The sequence below is a fragment of the Pseudoalteromonas sp. OF7H-1 genome (genome assembly GCF_022347825.1).
In the GTDB taxonomy this organism is placed as follows: Bacteria; Pseudomonadota; Gammaproteobacteria; order Enterobacterales; family Alteromonadaceae; genus Pseudoalteromonas; species Pseudoalteromonas maricaloris.
In genome coordinates this window covers 62834-83540 of record NZ_JAKRFX010000018.1, presented here as the reverse complement: position 1 = coordinate 83540, position 20707 = coordinate 62834, and the positions used below count along the sequence as shown (strand labels likewise).

Annotated in this window: 22 protein-coding genes and 1 other RNA gene; 6 read left to right on the top strand and 17 right to left on the bottom strand. The window is 43.2% G+C overall.

The features are described from left to right. Positions 1-410 precede the first annotated feature (410 nt). Positions 411-671 (bottom strand): hypothetical protein, encoded by a 261-nt coding sequence (locus MHN30_RS19305; protein ID WP_010376734.1) that lies wholly within the window; start codon positions 669-671, stop codon positions 411-413. A 123-nt stretch (positions 672-794) separates the two neighbouring features. Beyond that, entirely contained in the window at positions 795-2984 is a 2190-nt protein-coding gene (locus MHN30_RS19300) for an EAL domain-containing protein (RefSeq protein ID WP_130127081.1), read from the bottom strand. A gap of 220 nt (positions 2985-3204) precedes the next feature. Here MHN30_RS19300 and MHN30_RS19295 point away from each other — a divergent pair, with 220 nt between their 5' ends. Further along, positions 3205-3687 carry a hypothetical protein gene (locus MHN30_RS19295; RefSeq protein WP_239360780.1) on the top strand — a complete coding sequence of 161 codons (483 nt, stop codon included), beginning with the start codon at positions 3205-3207 and terminating at the stop codon, positions 3685-3687. A gap of 1 nt (position 3688) precedes the next feature. Further along, entirely contained in the window at positions 3689-4567 is an 879-nt protein-coding gene (locus MHN30_RS19290) for a TIGR03899 family protein (RefSeq protein WP_239360777.1), read from the top strand. An 86-nt stretch (positions 4568-4653) separates the two neighbouring features. Here MHN30_RS19290 and MHN30_RS19285 read toward each other — a convergent pair whose 3' ends face one another. The 10 genes from MHN30_RS19285 to rsmI all read right to left on the bottom strand — a co-directional run bounded on the left by MHN30_RS19285 (position 4654) and on the right by rsmI (position 12988). After that, positions 4654-5415: a TIGR04219 family outer membrane beta-barrel protein gene (locus tag MHN30_RS19285; protein WP_010376724.1), complete on the bottom strand. Its 762-nt coding sequence runs from the start codon at positions 5413-5415 to the stop codon at positions 4654-4656. Between the two features lie 4 nt (positions 5416-5419). Further along, a complete protein-coding gene (locus MHN30_RS19280; RefSeq protein WP_239360774.1) occupies positions 5420-6406 on the bottom strand; it encodes a DUF2333 family protein in 987 nt (328 codons plus the stop codon). 17 nt (positions 6407-6423) lie between these two features. Further along, positions 6424-6948, bottom strand: coding sequence for a copper chaperone PCu(A)C (locus MHN30_RS19275; protein ID WP_069020022.1), 525 nt, complete (start codon positions 6946-6948; stop codon positions 6424-6426). A gap of 95 nt (positions 6949-7043) precedes the next feature. After that, positions 7044-7385, bottom strand: coding sequence for a hypothetical protein (locus tag MHN30_RS19270; RefSeq protein WP_045987624.1), 342 nt, complete (start codon positions 7383-7385; stop codon positions 7044-7046). Positions 7386-7407: 22 nt separating this feature from the next. Next, the gene (locus MHN30_RS19265; protein WP_239360772.1) at positions 7408-7617 is read right to left on the bottom strand and encodes a PspC domain-containing protein; all 210 of its coding nucleotides are present in this window, start codon (positions 7615-7617) and stop codon (positions 7408-7410) included. 48 nt (positions 7618-7665) lie between these two features. Beyond that, complete coding sequence (locus MHN30_RS19260) at positions 7666-8322, bottom strand: PspA/IM30 family protein (RefSeq protein ID WP_045987626.1); 657 nt, start codon at positions 8320-8322, stop codon at positions 7666-7668. Positions 8323-8501: 179 nt separating this feature from the next. Beyond that, positions 8502-9521 carry a tRNA dihydrouridine(20/20a) synthase DusA gene (gene dusA / locus MHN30_RS19255; protein WP_239360771.1) on the bottom strand — a complete coding sequence of 340 codons (1020 nt, stop codon included), beginning with the start codon at positions 9519-9521 and terminating at the stop codon, positions 8502-8504. 467 nt (positions 9522-9988) lie between these two features. Further along, on the bottom strand, positions 9989-11464 hold the full coding sequence (locus MHN30_RS19250) for a serine hydrolase (RefSeq protein WP_239360770.1): 1476 nt from the start codon (positions 11462-11464) through the stop codon (positions 9989-9991). A 238-nt stretch (positions 11465-11702) separates the two neighbouring features. After that, positions 11703-12073, bottom strand: an RNA gene (gene rnpB / locus MHN30_RS19245) — RNase P RNA component class A. Between the two features lie 54 nt (positions 12074-12127). Next, a complete protein-coding gene (rsmI, locus tag MHN30_RS19240; RefSeq protein ID WP_239360769.1) occupies positions 12128-12988 on the bottom strand; it encodes a 16S rRNA (cytidine(1402)-2'-O)-methyltransferase in 861 nt (286 codons plus the stop codon). Positions 12989-13048: 60 nt separating this feature from the next. On the opposite strand from rsmI, the gene MHN30_RS19235 reads away from it, so the two are divergent. From MHN30_RS19235 to dolP, 4 genes are read left to right on the top strand one after another with little or no spacing between them, the layout of a single operon-like run. After that, a complete protein-coding gene (locus MHN30_RS19235) occupies positions 13049-14935 on the top strand; it encodes a penicillin-binding protein activator (RefSeq protein ID WP_239360768.1) in 1887 nt (628 codons plus the stop codon). Between the two features lie 9 nt (positions 14936-14944). Then, a complete protein-coding gene (locus MHN30_RS19230; RefSeq protein ID WP_069020035.1) occupies positions 14945-15310 on the top strand; it encodes a YraN family protein in 366 nt (121 codons plus the stop codon). 1 nt (position 15311) lies between these two features. Then, complete coding sequence (locus MHN30_RS19225) at positions 15312-15899, top strand: SIS domain-containing protein (RefSeq protein ID WP_010376705.1); 588 nt, start codon at positions 15312-15314, stop codon at positions 15897-15899. Next, a complete protein-coding gene (gene dolP / locus MHN30_RS19220) occupies positions 15896-16462 on the top strand; it encodes a division/outer membrane stress-associated lipid-binding lipoprotein (protein WP_239360767.1) in 567 nt (188 codons plus the stop codon). Before MHN30_RS19225 ends, dolP begins: the two co-directional genes overlap by 4 nt. A 44-nt stretch (positions 16463-16506) precedes the next feature. Here dolP and MHN30_RS19215 read toward each other — a convergent pair whose 3' ends face one another. From MHN30_RS19215 to petA, 5 genes are all read right to left on the bottom strand, one after another. After that, the gene (locus MHN30_RS19215) at positions 16507-16932 is read right to left on the bottom strand and encodes a ClpXP protease specificity-enhancing factor (RefSeq protein WP_130165056.1); all 426 of its coding nucleotides are present in this window, start codon (positions 16930-16932) and stop codon (positions 16507-16509) included. Beyond that, on the bottom strand, positions 16932-17558 hold the full coding sequence (gene sspA, locus MHN30_RS19210; RefSeq protein WP_017219052.1) for a stringent starvation protein SspA: 627 nt from the start codon (positions 17556-17558) through the stop codon (positions 16932-16934). The genes MHN30_RS19215 and sspA overlap by 1 nt, the downstream gene beginning before the upstream one ends. A 96-nt stretch (positions 17559-17654) precedes the next feature. After that, positions 17655-18392, bottom strand: coding sequence for a cytochrome c1 (locus MHN30_RS19205; protein ID WP_029215832.1), 738 nt, complete (start codon positions 18390-18392; stop codon positions 17655-17657). Continuing rightward, complete coding sequence (locus tag MHN30_RS19200) at positions 18389-19690, bottom strand: cytochrome b N-terminal domain-containing protein (RefSeq protein WP_045987630.1); 1302 nt, start codon at positions 19688-19690, stop codon at positions 18389-18391. The genes MHN30_RS19205 and MHN30_RS19200 overlap by 4 nt, the downstream gene beginning before the upstream one ends. Next, positions 19690-20280 (bottom strand): ubiquinol-cytochrome c reductase iron-sulfur subunit, encoded by a 591-nt coding sequence (gene petA, locus MHN30_RS19195; protein ID WP_039492902.1) that lies wholly within the window; start codon positions 20278-20280, stop codon positions 19690-19692. The genes MHN30_RS19200 and petA overlap by 1 nt, the downstream gene beginning before the upstream one ends. Positions 20281-20707 lie beyond the last annotated feature (427 nt).

The following is a 20707-nucleotide window of genomic DNA, read 5'->3' as shown; positions in this document are numbered from 1 at the left end:
CACACAATAATATCTATCACCGCTAACGTTCATACCACCGTAATCACAATTAAATAACCTGGGCTTCGGATAATTAATGCCTTTCTAGCAGCCAGTTTTAGCGCTAACTGCGTTGAATTCACTTCCAATAGCCAGCTATTGGTGCATAAATTCGCCTTGTTATCCCTAAAACTGTCTGGCTAGATAAGAGGATAATTTAATGTGTTATTAAAAACAATGAGTTAGCTCATTCCTTATCCAAACCTCAGGTTAAATAAGTGGAGATAGTCAGGAAAGATAAAGCGTAATTTAAACTTGAGAGAGAAAGAAAGGTAATTGCTCTAAAAGAGGAGTTTTCAGCGCAACTCGCAACTGTTTCCTCAATTAGAACAAATAATTAGACTGCTCGTGCTAGCCTAACAAAGCGAAATTTACTGACCGCCCTGAACGCCAACAGTACTCTGCTGTCGGTTAAGCATGTCTTTCGCCGCACGTCGATCATGCTCGATCTGGTCTTTAGTACGACATCTTCGTTTTGTAAACTTACTACCAGTGATGATATCTTGCTTACAGTATAAATCATCTTGATTCTTAGCTATCGTGCTCTCATTATTGTTTTTTGCCGACTCGGTCGTTGAATTACAACCCGTCAGAAGCACCAATAGGACAACACAAACTCCTGCGATTTTCATAGCAAATCCTTTATTATTGATAATACAAAGTACCTAAGTACATTTAAGAACGGAGTGTTCAAACTTTAGTCTAATCAACATTACAAAGAAAAGCAATTGCACCGATTTTAACAACACAATTGTCTAATTTGACTCTAAAAATTCAAGCAAGTCTCGCTCAGGCATTGGCTTTGCTAATAAAAATCCCTGTACCTCATCGCAGCCAAGCTTTTGTAGCACCGTCATTTGTTCTTCTGTCTCAACACCTTCCGCAATTGTTTTTAGGCCAAGATGCTGACCTAAAGAGATGACAAGATCGGCAATTGCACCGCTGTCATCATGAGGAATATCTTTGACAAAAGCACGGTCGATTTTAAGCCGTGCTAAAGGAAGTTTTTGCAAATAGCTCAAAGAAGAAAATCCTGTACCAAAGTCATCAATGGCCACCTCAACACCAAATTCTTGTAACTCTTGGAGTGTATTGATCACCGAGTTTACCTCATCCATGACTACACTTTCTGTCACTTCAAGCTCAATATGCTTAGGCTCCACATTAAACGACAAGATAGTGTCCTTAACCTGCTGTGCATAGTTTGGCACCTTAAACTGCGGCACAGAGACGTTAACAGCAATGCTAAGCTCACCGAATCCCTGTTGCTGCAACGTTGCCTGCAACTGACAGGCTTGTTCTAATACCCATTGGCCAATTTCGACAATAAGCCCTGCATTTTCCGCAAGCGGAACAAAAATCGCAGGGGAAATATAATTCCCGTTTCCTGAAGGCCAACGCAACAAAGCCTCACAGCCAATCACCTTGCGATCAGCAATAGAAAACTGAGGCTGATACCAGACCTCGAGTTTTTTCATCTCAAAATCTTGCCTGAGCTGTCTTATTAACCCCAGCTTCCAAGCCATTTTTTCTTCTAAATCTGGGGTATACCAATCCAGTGGAATACTCGACTGTTTTGCTTGGTTAAGCGCAATATACGCAAGTTTTAAGGTCTCTATTCCTTGCGGTTGGAAGTCTTCTTGACGGCACACTCCAATATGAAAGTGCATAGTCAACAAATGCTCCCCGACATGGTAGGGCACGCACAAGTTATCAATAAAAGACTCTTCATCAAACTGCGACTCTGGCATTAAAAAGCCAAACACATCCGCACCAATTCGTGAAATTAACTGGGCCTCAGGAAACTCAATACTAATTCGCTCAGCAACTCCTAATAACAGCAAGTTCCCAACTTCTTGGCCTAACCCGTTATTGATGTCAGAAAATTGAGCAATATCAACAAGAATAAAAACGAGCGACTGTTGCTGGTTAAAGTACGACTCTATTTTCTCGATAAAATTAGCGCGATTAGGTAGTTTGGTGAGATTATCTTTGTAAGCAACCTCACGTAATTCGTTGAATAGCTTAATATTATCAAGACCAACACCAACGTTAGTCAGGAATATCTCAGCAAACTTCAATTGCGCTTCCGATGGCTCAGCCTCTAGCTCTAAATAAATGGCTGCTTTTTTGTTTTTGCTTTCAAGTAAGAAGGTAATGTCATGCGCGGTAGATTGGTGGGATTCGGTATCAATACAGTTTTGTACTTGCATGATGACACGACCATTATCAAGCTGCTCTATACCATGACCAAAGAATTCACGGTACTGCTCACTACCGCCAAACACCCTTAAATGCATATCATCATCTAGGTAGCCACTCACTAAGCCTTCGCCTGACGCATCTAAAATATTTGCCAATTGGGCAACGACCGCCGCTGCAAAGGAACCCATATCGGTATGACCAAGTATGGCACGAGAAGCTGAAAGGATCTGCTCTAGTGCATGGCTTTGCGCTTCGAGCTCACAAATTTGTTGATAAGAACGGATAGCGGTAAGTAAAGAAGTAACCAGTTTGCTGCGGGTGAGTTCTGTCTTCATTTTATAATCGTTAATGTCGAACTCACGAATGATCTTCTCTTCCGGTGCATAACCCGGTTGTCCTGTACGCATAATAATACGTACTGCCATATTTTTTATTTCTTCGCGCACTCGACGGACGACATTAAGACCAGCATCGTCGGTTTCCATCACCACATCGAGTAAAAGGATACTGATATTATTTTGTTCTTTTAAAATCTCAATGGCTTCTTTGCCAGAATAGGCGTGAAAAAACCTGAGCTTTTTGCCCCAAAACTCTAAATTAGACAGCGCAAGTTTAGTAACAGAATGGATCTCTGGATCATCATCAACGACTAAGACATCCCAAAAAGCACTTGTCGTTTCTTCTTCTTGAGTAACTTCTTCGTGCTCTGCAAACAAATAATCTTCTTGCTCAGGTGCCATGTTTTACCCTTTAAATCCGCACTACTCTTTAATTATAGGCACTGATTCACTCCAGTGTTTACCATCTTACAAAATATGGTACATTTTTACTATTACAGTTCTGTTTGATTAACATACATGAAATATTATAGTCGAGCATAGAACAAAATAGATGATTTAGCATACTTTTTACCAAAGAGGATTCTGTATCAAACGTTTATCTACTCCTATTAGAATGCTGATGATTTTGGCACTTGTCATTGTGATTGCTGGTTTAGCGATGCCACACCATTATAAAGTGGTAAAAAGCACCGATATTTCTGCAAATAACACAACACTCTCTCCATTGGTATTATCCCATTGGCCAGCATTATTTAATTGGCAAGCAACCGAAGACATCCACTTTCGTATTTTGCCAAAAAAGCAACGAGTGGGCGGCTCAGCTGTGTTAGTGCATCCTTGGGGAGAAGCTGAAATGACCATCACCAAAATCAACGAACAGAGTTTAGAGCTGTCATTACATTTGGACGATGAACATTTAGCCAAAATCAGCCTTAATTTGTTGACCGTTCAGGCCGATAAAAAACTGACCATCACGATTGAAGGAAGAGCTAATACGCCGTTTATTGGCAGTTTTATCGCACTTTTTATGCAGCAGTATTTACCGCAAGTAACCAATTCTGCGGTCAATCATATGCACACACTGTATAAACTACGAGCTTGATATGGCAGTCAAAAATGCACAAGTAAAGTCAGCTTTAGCGCTTTCGATTGAAGAAAAGCTCGGCTACCCTATGGTGAAACGGATCACACCGCTTGTCACTCAAAATGACCGTTATCAGTCTGATAAAAATAAAGATAACCAATACACGGTGCGAACTGAGCACGGCACGCTAAAACGTGCTCTAAAGCGCCAACAATTAATCAAAATCCAGCGCCAGCAAAACCTTGAGGCCATTATGGGCATGGCACTGACTTTATGCCCCGAGGTTACCGCCCGAGGTCGCCCCGATCCCGATTGGTTGGAGCACTTCATCACCCTTGCAGAAGACATTGCCAATCACTCTATGCAAAAGTTGTGGGCAAAGATATTAGTGGGTGAAAGTATTACGCCTGGCACTTTTTCAATTAAAAGTTTGCAAACCCTAAAGATGATGACCCAACGTGAAGCAACCGCGTTACAAAGATGTGCACCATTGTGTGGCTACTTAGAAAAAGAAGACAGCTACCTTATTCTTCATGGATACTATAAAAAGCCGTCTATTTTTGATTTGCTGCGTAAAGGCAGCACCGAATCCATCAACTTAAGCCAAGCTGGGCTGAACTTCCCAAATATACTTACACTGATGGATATTAATATCCTTTATCGGCAAGAAATTGAGTCCGCATCGCTACAAAAAGGACAGGCAATGCAGCTGGTGTATTTACGTAAAAAAATGACTTTAACAGCCAAATCCAATGACTTGGTACTGAGCTATTACAAGCTGACGCAAACCGGAGACGAGCTAAAAAAATTACTCCAAAGCCCAATCAATAAACAATACAAGCAACTTGTAGAAAAGGCCTTTGAAAGCGAATTTTCTCTCGAGTGGGAAGATAGATAAGGAAGTTGTTCTATTTACTCAACACAAACCAAAACGGCTTGGTCGAACACTCGTACCAAGCCGCTAAAGGAGTAAACTAGACTATCTTAGAAATGTAGTTGGATCCCTGCAAATGGACCAGAGACATCTAAGTCAGTGTAGATATCATCGATATCATCTAGCTCAAGTACCATAGAGCGGTAACCCACTTTTACCGCAACATCAACAGCCATATTGTCGATAAACTCATAAGCGATACCAATTTGATAATCTTGGATTTTGCTATCATCAATTGCAAGCATGCTGCCTTCGGCAAAAACACTTAGCCCTGTAAGTGGTAAACCCACTTCACCGCGCAAATAACCTAGAGGAACAAAGCCTGAGAATTCAACTTCTTCTGTGCGTGTTTGACCATTTGCAGTACCAGTTACCATGATAGAACCGTCAAACTGCTTAAAGTTCACACCAAAGTCTAACGTCAACAAGTCATTGTCTAGCACTTCGTAATACAATGTGTAGTCGATGTGGTTTAGATCTGCGTTTGTTGTCGCGTCAGTACCTACCGTATAAACTTGGCCACCAAAGTCAAAAGACTCTGTTAACGTCGTTTGACCATTTAACTCAAGCTCGGTATAGCGTAACTTGATATTTGGTACTAGCGGTACTGGGTGCTCAAGTGCAGCATAGAAACTCGTAAAAGTTTCATCGTCAAAGTTAAAGGTTTGCATATTGCCTTTTTCAGCAAAGCTACCTTCGGTTTCGGTATCCCACCCTTCTGCACCGACATAAAGCCCGAGTACCGTGTCTGCGTGTGCAGCAGGTGCTAAGCAAGCGAGAGATAATGCCGCTGCTAAAAAGTGTTTTTTCATGATGTTATCCTTGCGCTAAAAGTTCACTAAGTTCGATGAGAGCCGCATTGGCTCGCGAAATATAATTTGCCATAACCAGAGAATGGTTCGCTACCAAGCCAAAGCCACTGCCATTTAATACCATAGGGCTCCACACTGTCTCTTGAGTCGCCTCTAGCTCTCTGATGATCTGCTGTAGGCTGACAAGTGCATTTTTCTTTTCAAGCACAGGTCTAAAGTCATGCTCTACTGCTTTCATATAGTGCAGTAACGCCCACGTGGCACCTCTGGCTTCATAAAATACATCATCAATCTGCCACCAAGAGGTTTTCACTATATTATGGCTTGGCGTCATGGTTGCTTGATCAGCTGCCGAATCCCCAGCTAAATCGGTATTTAATCTGTCTTGACCTACGCTTGCACTTAATCTTTGGCTTAGGCTGCCCATGCGCTTTTCGGCCTCTTTTAGCCAAGCTCTCAAGTTATCAGCACGCGCATAAAACTGACTGTCGCGGTTACTATTATCAGAGATTTGAGTCAAATACTGACGCAGTAAGTCATTGCCTTTTTGATATTCACCTTCAGCACTTGGCCACATCCACGCTGTTGAACTGATATTAAACTGTGGTTGGGCTAGCTTTAAACTTGGGTGTTCAGTCGATTGAGATTGTGAACGACTAAAATCTTTACGCATCGAAAGTGTAAGATCTCGTGTCATCTCAAGCACGCCGTATTCCCAAGCAGGCATGTTATCCATCATTACGCTTGGTGGCATCATGTCATTCGACAAGTAACCACCTGGCTTATTTAAAAGCGTATCCGTCACTTTAATCAAGGTATGTGTCGTTACATATCCAGTGACTAATGTATTGCCATTTTTCTGCGCATCCGCTTTTGCAGCCGCGACGACGTCAAACTGCTCTGGTTCCACACTCCAATATACGGCTATAACATAACCCAGAAGTATGACAGCGATAATGCCAGAGATGATTTTTCCCGTATGATTTCCCATTTAATACCTCACTGTTTTTAGTGATGAGAGTGATGTCCGGCGTTTGATTTTTCTTTGCCACCAAACATGTCTGCAAGTGCGACGACTTCCGCCATGGTGAAGATCCTATCGCCATCAGCAAAATATAGCGTAAGCTTACGCTTCTCACCGACTTTTAATGTTTCTACTGGTTCAAACACCATTAAGTGATAACCACCAGGCTGAAATGTTACTGATTTACCCGCAGGGATCGCGAGCTCGTCGACACGTTGCATTTTCATCATGTCTTCTTTATGAACATGCTCGTGAATTTCAACACGCTTAACGCCTTCAAGCGCTGCCTTAACCAGCACTTTATTTTGCTGCGTTGGGTTTTCAATAACGAGATAACCTGCAGTTGAAGGTGCTGCCGGTAAAAATGCACGCACGGTTGCGTTGTGAACAGAAAGTTGCTCCGAACCATGATGATGTTCACCATGCTCATGCCCTTGATGAGCTGAAGCGTTAAAGCCGATAAAAGTTGATAAAGCAAAAATTAAGGTTTTGATTACACTTGATTTCATGTTGGCTTTCCTTGGATTTATAACTGCAAATAACTATATCACAGATCCCAATTTAGCGTGTTTTTTATCTCCTACCGCCAACAAAAACCCACTGCTCAAACTTTTGCTTGAGCAGATTTGTCTACCACTAACCACACTATTGCAATAATACAGATGAGTGGAAATAGCACTATCAGCGAATTAAATAGCAATGTCATTACTAGCCCAATGAACACAATAAGGAGCAACCCTAAAACACCCGCGCTCAAGAGTGCTCCTAGCACCACCAGCGCTACAATTGCAAATAGCAACGTGAGTATTTCAAAGCCAAACCAACCTAGGTCAAATCCCATATCGAGTTGCAGATCGCTGATGTCTAACCATATTAGTGGCAGCGACACCCAAGAAAGCGCCAATAAAAATACCAGCGCTAATAATATACCGGCCACGACTTTCATAGTGCCTACCTCGTCGCCGTACTTAGTTTTCGTATTGCGCTTTTGGCATTGCAAACCAAGCGATGCCATACGCCAATAACACCAACATTGGAAACTTAAAAAACAGCAATACCGTTAGTAAACGCGTTAACCAAATTGGCATATCAAAACGTTGTGCGAGTTGCGCACATACGCCACCAATTTTCTTTGAACTATTCATTTGAGACAGTGTTGATTTATATCTATTTTTCATCTTTATCCCCTTTCGCTTTGATTGCTCAGTTCGTTGCTTTGGGCGAGCCTAGCTCGCCATTTTTTGCTTCAGTTGGGCTAATTCATCGTCGATTTGTTGTTGCTTTTGCTCATCTTCAAAGCGCTGCCATACATCGGGCTGCCCTAAGTCATAGGATTCGACTTCAGCTTCAAGGCGCGCCACCTTACGTTCTAACTCGTCGAACTTGCGCGTTGCAGAGTGCATATCGTCACTATTCAGCGTTTGTTTGATGGTTAACCTTGCCTTACCAGCTTCCAAGCGGCGCAACATGGCCTTTTCTTTTGCCTTTAATTGCTGAATTTTGCTTTGCAACTTGTCCGCATCTGCGCTGAGTTTTTCAAGAGCAGGCGTTAGATCATCAATTTTTTGCTGTGCTTCTTGCGCTTTTTCGGTTTCTCGCTGCTTTTGCTCAAGGGCTGAGCGGGCAAGATCTTCACGATCTTTTTCAAGGGCATGTTCGGCTTTACTTTGCCACGTTGTCGCAGCTTTATTTGCTTGCTCAACTTGGCGCTGCGCTACTTTTTGTTGGCAAATAAGCTCTGCTGCCGTTGCACGACAATCAGATAGCGCTTCTTCTAAATCACGCACTAACTGAGTTGCCATTTTTTGTGGGTCTTCGGCTTTGTCTAGTAACGCGTTAAGTTCTGCTTTGATAAGATCTTCAATTCTGTTGATGATGGTCATTGTTCGGCTCCTTTTATAATATAGTTAGACTATTCCAAGAGCCGTGCCAAAAATAAAAACAAAATTAAATCATTGAGTTAAGGTTTTTTGAAAAGAAAAATAAATTTATTGAGATACATTAAATAGTGAAAAAGACGATAAAATCGTCTTTTTCACACACAGGATTGGAGCAATATATTTTACGCTTCAGGTACAAAAGACAGCGCCTTTTCCATCACCTCTATGCCAGCCTCTTTTTTGTGACCATTTTCTGATAAGTGACGACGGAATCCTCTCGCTCCGGGCTGATTTTGAAAAATACCCAACATGTGACGCGCAATATGCCAAAAGTTTGCACCATTCGACATTTCACTTTCAAAGTAGTCATACATGCTTCTTACGACTTGATGGCGAGTTTGCGTAAATGCAGCTTCGCCATATAGCAGCTCATCAACCTGCGACAACATAAACGGGTTGCTATAAGCCTCACGGCCAACCATTACGCCGTCAAGGTGAGCCAAATGATGCTGACATTCCTCAAGAGTTTTAACACCACCATTAATACTGATATGCAGATCTGGATAGTCTTTCTTTAATTGATATACGCGAGGATAATCTAATGGTGGGATCTCACGGTTTTCTTTCGGGCTTAAGCCTTGCAACCATGCTTTACGGGCATGAATGATAAAGTCATCACAGCCCACCGCCTGCGAGGCTTCAATCAACGCCGTAAGAAACTCATAGGAATCTTGTTCATCAATACCAATGCGCGTTTTTACCGTTACCGGAATATTCACTTCTGCCTTCATCGCCGCCACACAATCAGCAACGAGCTGAGGCTCAGCCATTAAACACGCCCCAAAGCGACCATTTTGCACGCGATCTGACGGGCAACCCACATTTAGGTTTACCTCACTGTAGCCATATTGCTCAGCACGCTTAGCGCACTCTGCCAGCGCCTTAGGATCAGAGCCACCCAACTGCAACGCCACTGGTAACTCATGCGCACCAAATGCCAAATAATCCCCTTTACCAAAAATAATCGCACCTGTAGTGATCATCTCAGTATAAAGCACCGCATGTTTAGTCAGCTTACGGTGAAAGGTTCTGCAATGGCGATCCGTCCAATCCAGCATGGGTGCAACGCTAAAGCGGCGAAAGGCATCAACGCAGTGGTTCGGTGTTTGTGGCTCAATGAGTGGAGTAGGTTGTCGGCTCATGGTATGACTTTCTCAATTAGATTTGCTATCAACAAGCAGTACTAACTATCTATAGCAGTACATAGCTCAAATAGGTGATTGCGTAGTATACCGCAGCTTCTAATACTTCGTTAAGTATAGACAGCAATTTATTGCCAATAGTAAATAACCTGAGCTTCGGATAATTTATGACTTTCTAGCAGCCAGTTTTTGCGCTAACTGCGTTGAATTCACTTCCAATAGCCCAGCTATTGGTGCATAAATTCGCCTTGCCTACAAGGATGTAGGTAGCTGGGCGGTAGCAGGACGCGAGAGCGGAGTTATCTCCAAAACTCTCTGGCTAGACAAGGAAATAATTTAATGTAATTTTAAAAACAATGAGTTAGCTCATTTCTTATCCAAACCTCAGGTTAAATACTAAAAAGCCGCAAGTAATTGAACTTGCAGCTTTCGATTTGTTTAGGTTGCCGTCACAGTCTTATGGTGAGTTAAAGATACTCCTTCACTTCCGCTACTTTATTTTTTGCGAACTGACTGTTTGGGTTTATCGCAAGTAACTGCCGATAGTGCGCCAGTGCTTGTGCATACTGCTTATTTAACTCATACGCTTGCGCGATGCTGTTGTGGTAATATGGCTGCTCGTTATTTTGTGTCAGTGCAAATTTAAAGATTTCGATACCATTATTAACTTGACCATCTTCAACAAGCTTATTGCCCCACTCCACCAAGATCTCTAAATCATACATTACACCGGTATCTTGCTGCGCTTTTGCAAACATAGCCGCAAAGTCGGCAAAGCCTTGTTTATCTGTAAGCTGCTTTAAGTACGCCATCGGCTGGTAGGCCTTTTGCTTACTAGCGTCGTTAAAGTTGGGAATATAGTAAGCGGCAATATTATCAACAAACTCAATGGGTAATCCACCCAACAGGTTAGTAAGTACAATCACAGAAACCTTGTCTTCAGGGTAGGTGATCACCGTAGTCGCGTTTCCTCCGCTTGCGCTGATCGCTGGGTGATATTTACGCTGAATCACTTGCCAGCCCATTGCATAGCCATTTTCCTTGGTGTTAAAGGCTTCTGTACGCCCGTTGTTCAGCTTAACTGGCGTCCATAGCATATCTAACTCTTTAACCAGCTCGCCTTGTTGTAGTGATACAACATAGTTAGCTAGTTCCGTTGCGGTTGAACTCATTCCCGCGGCGGTTCTCAACATATAAGGGAATTCGCCGTAAAAGTTTTTGTAATTCCCCTCACCTAAATGAATATATTGGCGAGCCTGATTTGGCACCATAAGTTCAAGATAATCAAAACCTGCCTGCGCGGTTTGCGGCATGTTAGCACGTGCTAACTGCATCTTAGTTATAAAAGCAGGAAACCCTTCAGGTGCATATTTATCAATGACTTTACCCAAAATCACATAGCCGGTTTGGTTATAACTAAAACGCGAGTTAGGTGTAAATTGAAGAGGCTGCTTTTGCACAGCTTGCCATGAGGCTTCCGCATCATTCGGTACAATGGTTTCTAGGGCATAATTTGATGCCAGGATCGGCGGCAGACCTGTGGTGTGACCCATTAATTGATTAATTTTGAGTTGCAGCCAAGCTTTAGGTAAATCAGGTAAGTGTTTACCAATTTCATCGTCAATGTTTAGATAACCTTGCTCAGCTAACTGTACAATCGCAACACCGGTAAACGCCTTTGTCATCGAATTAATCGGGAATAACGTCTGCTCAGTCACAGGCACTTGATGCTGTAAGTCTGCAAAACCATAACTTCCTTGCTTAATGATTTTATCGTCTTTAACCACGGCTAACTGTAATCCGGGAATATGCCTTTCTTTCATGAGGGTTTTGATCAGCTTGTCTACCGACTCAGCCTTCACCAAGGATGAAAATAATGCCGACCACAGTAGCGTGCCAAACCATAAAATGGTTGATAATAAGACTTTGTTGTTCTTGTACATGATAGTTCCATTACTCATTTTCGTTTGAGAGATGGCTCTATCTTTCCAAGTATTGTACCAACCATAAAAGTTATTTTTTATCAGTCACTTAAATAAATTCAACGAGAAAACACTGGTAAATAAATTAACGAAAAGTGGTGAGATATACAAATAAATGGCGTTTTTAACAAGGTAATCGTGAGGTGATAAAGTGGGAGTCTCAAGCGTAAACATCTAATGTAGGGATGTTTACGCTTGAGGTGTGAGTCAGCCTATAAGCCGGGTTCTGTTCACTCCCGAAGGAGATCGATAATCATTCGTCTAGGCCTAGGATCGCTCCTAGGCTCAAGCAACCTACCCGGTTCCGATGCGGGCCACACCATAAGGAACCCTATTTGGTCTTGCTCCGGGTGGAGTTTACCTTGCAACCAACTGTTACCAGTGGTCCGGTGCGCTCTTACCGCACCCTTTCACCCTTACCGGTCCCGAAGGACTTAGGCGGTCTTCTCTCTGCTGCACTTGTCGTAGGCTCACGCCCCCCAGCCGTTAGCTGGCACCCTGCCCATTGGAGCCCGGACTTTCCTCCCCCTGATCATTTTCGTCACAGGCAGCGATTATCCGGCTGACTCAGGCGGGCGATTATACGCACTTTAATGCAATAACGCACGCGATAAATTGCGTGTATTACGCTTCTCGCTCAGCAATGATAGCCTTATACAAGGCGTTCTTTTTTAGCCCTAAATATTCAGCTGCCACGCCGCAGGCCTTTTTCAATGGCATTTCTGGCTCTAGTAACTCAATCAGCTTTTTCGCTTCTGGCGTTAATGCTTGCTCATCTCTTTGTTCACCGGGTAGCATCAGCACCAGTTCACCTTTTTGCTTTTCAGGCGTTGCGGTTAAAAACTCAATGAGCTCGGTAACCGTGCCACTGAAAAAGGTTTCATAGGTTTTGGTCAGTTCTTTAGCAAAAACAATGTGTTGTGTTTCGCCCAGCGCGATTTTCATATCTTCTAGACTTGCCATAATGCGGTGGGTACTTTCGTACAAGATACTGGTGATGCCAGAGGCGACTGCATCTTTAAAAAATTGCTGACGCGCTTGGCTTTTTGCTGGTGAAAATCCCACGAATTGGAACTTATCTGTCGGTAAGCCTGAACAACTCACCGCAGCAATGGCGGCACACGCGCCAGGAACGGGAGTCACAGTCGCACCTGCTTCACGGCACAGGTTTACCACAGCATAGCCCGGATCGCTGATAAGCGGCGTACCCGCATCAGATACTAGCGCGATGTCTTTACCTTCGTTTAACCAATCTAAGATTTGCTGCGCTTTTTGCTTCTCGTTGTGATCATGCAGTGCAAAAGTTTTTGCTTTAATGCTAAAGTGACTCAATAATTTACCGGTGTGGCGCGTATCTTCGGCAGCGATTAAATCGACCTGACTTAACACTTTCAGTGCACGTTCACTGATGTCATCTAAATTACCTATTGGTGTCGCTACAATATGTAGGGTGCCGATTTTGTTTTCGTTGTGAAGATTAGCCATTGAGCTCTCCAATATCAGTCAGTAAGATATCCACTCAGTCGTGAAAAAGAAGGTTTGCCTGTGCAGTTTAAAAAGATAGCGCTTTTAGTTGCCATATTGTCGGGGTTATCCGCTTGTAGTACAAGCACAAATGTCACCAAATCCGCCCAAGAAACTAAAACAACTAAAGCCGTTAGCCAATCGGATGACAACGCCGCGTCGTTATTTGCAAAGGCGCAGACTAAAGAAGGCGTTGCCAAAATCCAATTGCTATATGCAGCCAGAGACGCTGCTATCTTAGAAAAAGACTGGCAAATGTTAGAGCAAATTGGTTTAGCGATGGAAGCAAAAGCCAGTGTTGATCATATTCAAAACAAATTATACATCGCACTTGCTCGCAAAGAATTGTCGCAGTATGCCAATGCGTTAGCCATACTAAATACGCTAGAGGGCCGACTCAACACCCCTGAACACCAAGCTTGGTATGAGTATTTACTAGGTAGTATTTATGCCTCTCAGCAACTACCAAAAAAAGCATTGGTTGAATACTTTAAAGCGGCCGATATTGCCAATGAACATAACTTAGCGGTGGCGGGGCTAAACGAAGAGATTTGGCTCGCGCTACAGCAGCTATCAAGTTACGCCCTAGAGCGCTTTGATTCTGGCTCGGTTTTACAACGTGGTTGGGTAACACTGGCTAAATATCAACAAATTTATTTGGGTTCGAGCGTCCAGCTCGACCAAGCCATGAATAATTGGCGTCGTCGTTTTACTAATCACCCTGCGGTTGCTTTGCTGCCTAAAGATTTACAAGGCGCGGTTGCGCTTGAACCTTACCAAGTTAAAAGACTTGCGGTGTTGTTACCACAATCAGGTGCGAGCGAGCGACTCGGTACAGCGCTTAAAAATGGTTTCTTGGCTGCTACTGACGAAGGGACGATTGAAGAGGTCTTCTTCATTGATGAAATGGCATCCGAGTCTGAAATAGTAACGCAACTTGCTGAGGCAAATGTCGATTTTGTCATTGGTCCATTATTAAAATCCAACGTTGAAAAACTACTCGCAGATAAAGGTTTTGCGGCGTACCCCACCTTATTTTTAAATGCTCGCGAAACGCTTACGCCTAGCAGCAGTGAACAGTACTTTTTTGCGCTTAACCCTGAGCATGAAGTCGAGCAAGCAATGAAGCACTTTCTTGCTAAAGGCTATAAAAAACCCATGTTACTGGCTCCAGCGAACGCCTCTGGTAAGCGTTTAATTGAGTATTTTGATCAAGGTTGGAAACGCTACAGTGAGACCGCACCAGAAGTGGGTTATTATACCAATAGTACCAATATGGCGGATGTCATCACGGATATTTTAGAGGTCGATGCATCCAAAGCACGCACTAGCGTCATCAAAAGTCTATTTCGCAAAGAGGTCAAAAGTGAAACACGCTCTAGACGCGACATTGATGCCATCTATATTTTAGGTGATGCAATGGAAACTAGACTGCTCAAACCTTATTTAGACGTCAATGTCAGTACATTCGCCGATAGGATCCCTTTATATGCAAGCTCTCGCAGTTATAGTAAACAAATTGATGTTACTGATAAGGGCGATTTAGAAGGGCTTTATTTTACCGAGCAGCCTTGGATGCTACCGGGTGCTGTTGAAAAAGCACCGCTTCGAGATGCCTATCAATCTTTATGGCCTGAGCAGGCCGATTTAGAACAGCGCCTGTTTGCAATGGCATATGACGCCACGAATTTAGTCCCCGAGTTGCGCCAACTGGCTTGGCTCTCGGGTAAAAGTTTTGATGGCTTAACCGGCCAACTCAGCATACGCGGTGGCAGTGATGTTGTGCGAAAGCTCAGTTGGGCACAGTATCATAATAAACAAATTCGTTTGGTGAGCTTAGATGAACAGCCTCCGCTACCATTATTTATGCAACAAGAGAAACCTGCGGGAGACTCTTTGATCAGATAGGATATCTGGATGTTTAAGGGATTATTTAGCAACACACGGAGTAAGGGCGAGCATTTTGAGGTGATTGCGGAGCAATTCTTGGTAAAACAAGGATTAACCCCCGTCACCAGAAACTATCTCTGTAAATACGGAGAGATAGATCTCATTATGCGAGAGTCGCAAACCTTAGTGTTTATTGAAGTAAAGTATCGCGATAGCAGCCACTTTGGTGGCGCAATTAACGCACTATCAAAAACTAAGCTTCAAAGATTAAAGCGTAGTATTTATAATTATTTAGCACAGCAAAATTTGCATAACACGCAACTTAGAGTCGACTTTGTTGCCATTCAAGGGGCCGATCCCCCTGAAATAAACTGGATTAGAAATATTTTTTAGCATGCAAGAATCTATAAAATCTATATTTACAGAGTCAATTCAAGCGCAGATAGCCGCGGGCGAAGTATTGCCTAAAGCGCTAGAAACCGCAGCGATGACCATGGCTCAGAGCCTGATCAATGGCAATAAAATCATCTGCTGCGGCGCGCCAAGTAATCATATGTTGGCGCACCACTTCGCAACCATCTTAAGCAACTTTTACGAAACCGAACGCCCGTGTCTGCCGGCGATTGCACTAACGAATGAGCAATATAATTTGGCGTCACCAGAAAATGGCAAAGCCAGAGAGCGCTTTGCCAAGCAAATACGCGCATTTGCGCAGCAAGGAGATTTGCTGGTGGCGTATGCCATAAACGGGCAAGAAAAGGCGGTTATTGGCGCAGTGGAAGCTGCCCTTACTAGAGATATGAAAGTCATCGCATTAGTTGGTGATGATGGTGGTGAAATTACCGGCCTGTTGGGCCCACAGGATGTAGAAATCCGGATCCCAAGTAAACGCCCAAGCCGGATAATCGAGTCACAACTATTCAATACTCACTGTTTAAGTGAGCTAATCGACGCAATTTTATTCCCTCAGGACGAAGTATGATGATGAGAATAGCCTCTTTACTTGCCGCCATCTTGTTACTACAAGGGTGTGCTGCTGCGGTAGTTGCTGGTACAGCCGGTGCGGTGTCTGCAGCAAATGATAGACGCACTATCGGTGCACAAATTGACGATAACAATATCGAGATCAAAGGCACGCTTGCCATCAAAGAGATTAAGCGCCTTGCTGATCATGCCAATATCACGCTGGTGAGTGTTAATGGCGTAGTATTAATGATTGGTCAGGTCACTAATCAAGAAATGAAAACGGAAGCTGAGCGTGCGCTACAGAACGTCGCAGGGATTAAGCAAGTACATAATCAGTTGAGAATAAGCTCAAACATCGGCATCACGACGCAAACACATGATACTTGGCTGACCTCCAAAGTTAAAACCAAACTGCTGGCGGCCGACGAAGTCAATGGCGCAAATATTAAGGTAGTTACCGAGAATGCCGAAGTGTTCTTGATGGGCTTAGTCTCTAAGCAAGAAGCAAACTCAGCGGTAGAAATCGCCAGAAATATTAATGGTGTAAAACGTGTGATTAAAGCCTTTGAGTACATATAAACAATAACGTATAGCCATAAAAAAACCTGCATTCGCAGGTTTTTTTATTTTATCACTCGAAGGTGAGAACCTTTTTTCTTTTCAGGTTCTGGCTTAGTCTCTGGAGATTGTGAGATTTCCGTCTCTTCTACCAAATCAAACTCTTCATCTTCAAAGATTTCTTCTTCAGGTGTAAATACCGTGCCTTCACCATTTTCTCTTGCATAGATAGCCAATACCGCACCATTAGGCACATATACCTGCATCGGCTGGCCACCAAACCGGGCATTAAAGCTCAGTGCTTGATTGTCCATTGAGAAATTCGTCACAGCAGACGGGCTTACGTTCAACACAATTTGCCCTTCTTGCACAAATTGTGTTGGAACCTGTACCGAGGGAAAGTCTGCGTTCACCACTAAATGCGGTGTACATTCGTTATCGACAATCCACTCGTAAAATGCGCGTAGTAAGTAAGGACGATTAGACGTCATTACGATCTGATCTCACGCTCTGCATCCGTTAGCGATGCTTGGAATGAGTCACGCTCAAATAAACGCAGCATATATTCTTTTAGCTCTTTGCTACCAGCGCCATTCAGCTCAATACCAAGCTGTGGTAAACGCCAAAGTAGTGGAGCTAAATAACAATCAACTAGGCTGAACTCTTCACTCATGAAGTAAGGTGCTTCATTGAAGATAGGTGCTACAGCTAGCAGCGCTTCAGTTAACTCTTTACGAGCTTGAGCCGCTTCATCACCACCCGCAGTGATCTTTTCAGCAAGTGAGTACCAGTCAGTTTCAATGCGATGCATCATTAAACGACTACGACCACGCATTACTGGATACACAGGCATCAGAGGAGGATGCGGGAAGCGCTCGTCTAGATACTCCATAATGATATTCGCTTGGTACAAGCCAAGCTCACGATCGATTAGCGTAGGAACAGTGCCATACGGGTTAATCTCGTGTAGAGCTTCTGGTAAGTTGTCCTTTTCAGCCTGATGAATATCAACACTTACACCTTTCTCAGCAAGTACAATACGTACCTGGTGACTGTACATACAGTTTGACCCAGAAAAAAGTGTCATTACAGGGCGCTTATTGGCAGCAACGGCCATGCCTACCTCCATTAAAAAACTAAAAGTAATTAAATCACTTTAAACAGCAAAAGGGGCGAACGCCCCTATTGCAAAAATTACCTTTGAATATTCAAATTAATGAACATCTCTCCAGTATTCTTTCTTCAAGAAGAATGCCAGGATGAAGAAGATAACTAAGAAACCAATAACCTTAATACCAATAGCTTCTGACTCTAGGCGAGAAGGCTCACCTACATAAGCTAAGAAGTTTGTCAGGTCACGTGCTGCTTGGTCATATTCATCAACACTCATCTCACCGGTACCATCTGTTTCAGTGCCGACAACTTTAGTCACTGTGTGACCGTGTTCTTCCACTTCTTCAGTGATCGGTGTTGGCAAGCCTTGTAACTCTTGTAGTACGTGAGGCATACCCACCAATGGGAAAACAACGTTGTTCACACCAAATGGGCGAGACTCATCTTTATAGAATGACTTCAAGTAAGTATAGATGTAGTCCGGAGACTTAACACGAGAGATAAGTGTTAAGTCCGGTGGCGCAGCACCAAACCATTTTGCTGCATCATCTTTAGCCATAGAGTTTTTAATATGGCTACCTACTTTTGAACCATCGAAAATAAGCGTTTCTTGACCAATTTCAGTTGGAATACCGATGTCACGGAAAGTACGCTCATAACGCTGATATTGCATTTGGTGACAGCCAAGGCAGTAGTTCATAAATAACTTAGCGCCACGCTGTAGAGATGCTTTATCAGTTAAATCATTGTTTGCTTCCATCAAAGGCACTGATGGGCCCGCTGCCATCGATAACGTTGGCAACAATGCGAATAAACCGATTACTAGCTTTTTCATCATTTCGTCAACCTCGTTGGTAGTGGCTTCGTCTTCTCGTTTTTACTGTAGAAGAATAGCAACACGAAGAACATAAAATAAGTTACTGTCGTGATTTGCGACAATAGCGTTTTAAAGTCAGTTTGCGGTGTTGCACCAATCCAGCCAAGGATAACGAATGTGACAACAAACTGAGCAATGTTCAACTTATGGAAACCACAACGGTAGCGAATTGAACGAACCGAACCACGGTCAATCCAAGGCAGTAGTGCCAATGCTACGATTGAAGCGCCCATTGCAATTACACCAATCAACTTATCAGGGATAGCACGAAGGATCGCATAGAATGGCGTAAAGTACCAAACTGGGAAAATGTGCTCTGGTGTTTTAAGCGGGTTTGCCGCTTCAAAGTTTGGTGCTTCAAGGAAGAAACCATTCATTTCCGGTGCAAAGAACACAATGGCACAGAAGAAAATTAAGAAGCCAGCAACACCTAAGACATCTTTTACTGTGTAGTAAGGGTGGAATGGAATTGCATCCACAATATCTTTTTTATCAGTGTAGTATTCATGGAATTTAAACTTAGGTTTGTCTTCCTCAGCTACAGAGCCTTTCTTGCGCTTGATCTCAACACCGTCAGGGTTGTTCGAGCCTACTTCGTGCAGTGCAACAATGTGAAGGAATACTAAGATAACCAGTACTAATGGTAGTGCAATAACGTGTAGTGCAAAGAAGCGGTTGAGCGTCGCACCAGAAATAACGTAGTCACCACGGATCCAAAGCGTTAAGTCATCACCAATTACAGGGATTGCACCGAATAATGAAATGATTACCTGAGCACCCCAGAAAGACATCTGACCCCATGGTAATAAGTAGCCCATGAAAGCTTCAGCCATTAGTGCTAGGAAGATAAACATACCGAACAACCACAGTAATTCACGTGGCTTTTGATAAGAACCGTAGATCATACCGCGGAACATGTGAAGATAGACCACGATAAAGAATGCGGATGCGCCGGTAGAGTGTAGGTATCGCAATAACCAACCATATTCAACATCACGCATGATGTATTCTACTGATGCAAATGCACCTTCAGCAGAAGGCACAAAGTTCATGGTTAGCCAGATACCCGTTACAATCTGGTTTACCAGTACTAGAATGGCGAGTGAACCAAACAAATACCAGAAGTTAAAGTTTTTTGGCGCTGGGTATTGAGCAATGTGCATATTCCAGACGCGAGTCATCGGAATACGAGCATCAATCCAATCAACAACTTTACCCACAACGCCCGTATTTGCTGCTTTATCTACATTAACAGACATTATGCAACCCCTTCTTCTTCACCTACCAAAATGGTAGTGTCGTCAATAAAGGTATACGGAGGGATCTCTAAGTTTAGAGGTGCAGGTACGTTTTGGAATACGCGCCCCGCCATATCAAACTTCGAACCGTGACAAGGACAGAAGAAACCACTATCAGTGCCTTCTACTTTTTCACCAAAGCTTCCGTTAAGGAAAGATGGTGAACACCCTAAGTGAGTACAAATCCCAACCGCGACGAAAAGCTCAGGTCGCTTAGAACGGTAACCGTTCTGCGCTGATGCCAACTGCTGTGGCTCTTCAGAGTTAGGATCACGAAGTTTGTCTTCGTGTTGCTTCATTTGTTCTAGCATTTTTGGTGTACGATTAACAATCCAAACTGGTTTGCCTCGCCACTCAACACGAATAAGTTGTCCAGACTCAAGCTTGCTGATATCTACTTCTACAGGCGCACCTGCAGATTTAGCTCGCTCACTTGGATTCCAGGACGCAATAAAAGGAACAGCAGCTCCAACCGCACCAACGCCACCTACAACAGAGGTAGCGATAGTTAAAAAGCGACGTCGGCTGTTGTCTACAGGCGCATTGCTCATCCACTTATCTCCACTTGATTCCCAACACTTGCTATATTGAGAACATCAGTTACAGCAGGTTAATTTAAGAAATTACAAAATAGACGCGATCATAAATAAATACCTTGATTAAAACAAGGTTATTCCAGATCCATGCCCGAATAAACCCGCAGAAAATCATCTATGATTACTTCGAGCATGAAACCGAGTATTTATGATATCGCATCTGACACAACAATATACTGACTAAGATCAACCCCCCGACTAAGGATACGCACCAAATCGCGTGACTGGATCTCAGGTCTTTCTACTTGCTTCGCCAATTGTAGCAAAAAAAACCGCCAAGTTACCGCTCGAATTGCACTAATTATTATATTTATTGAACTTTTTTAACTCGACGCGATATTTTTGAGCAAATAAGCAGGATAAAACGAACGAGATGCCTCGT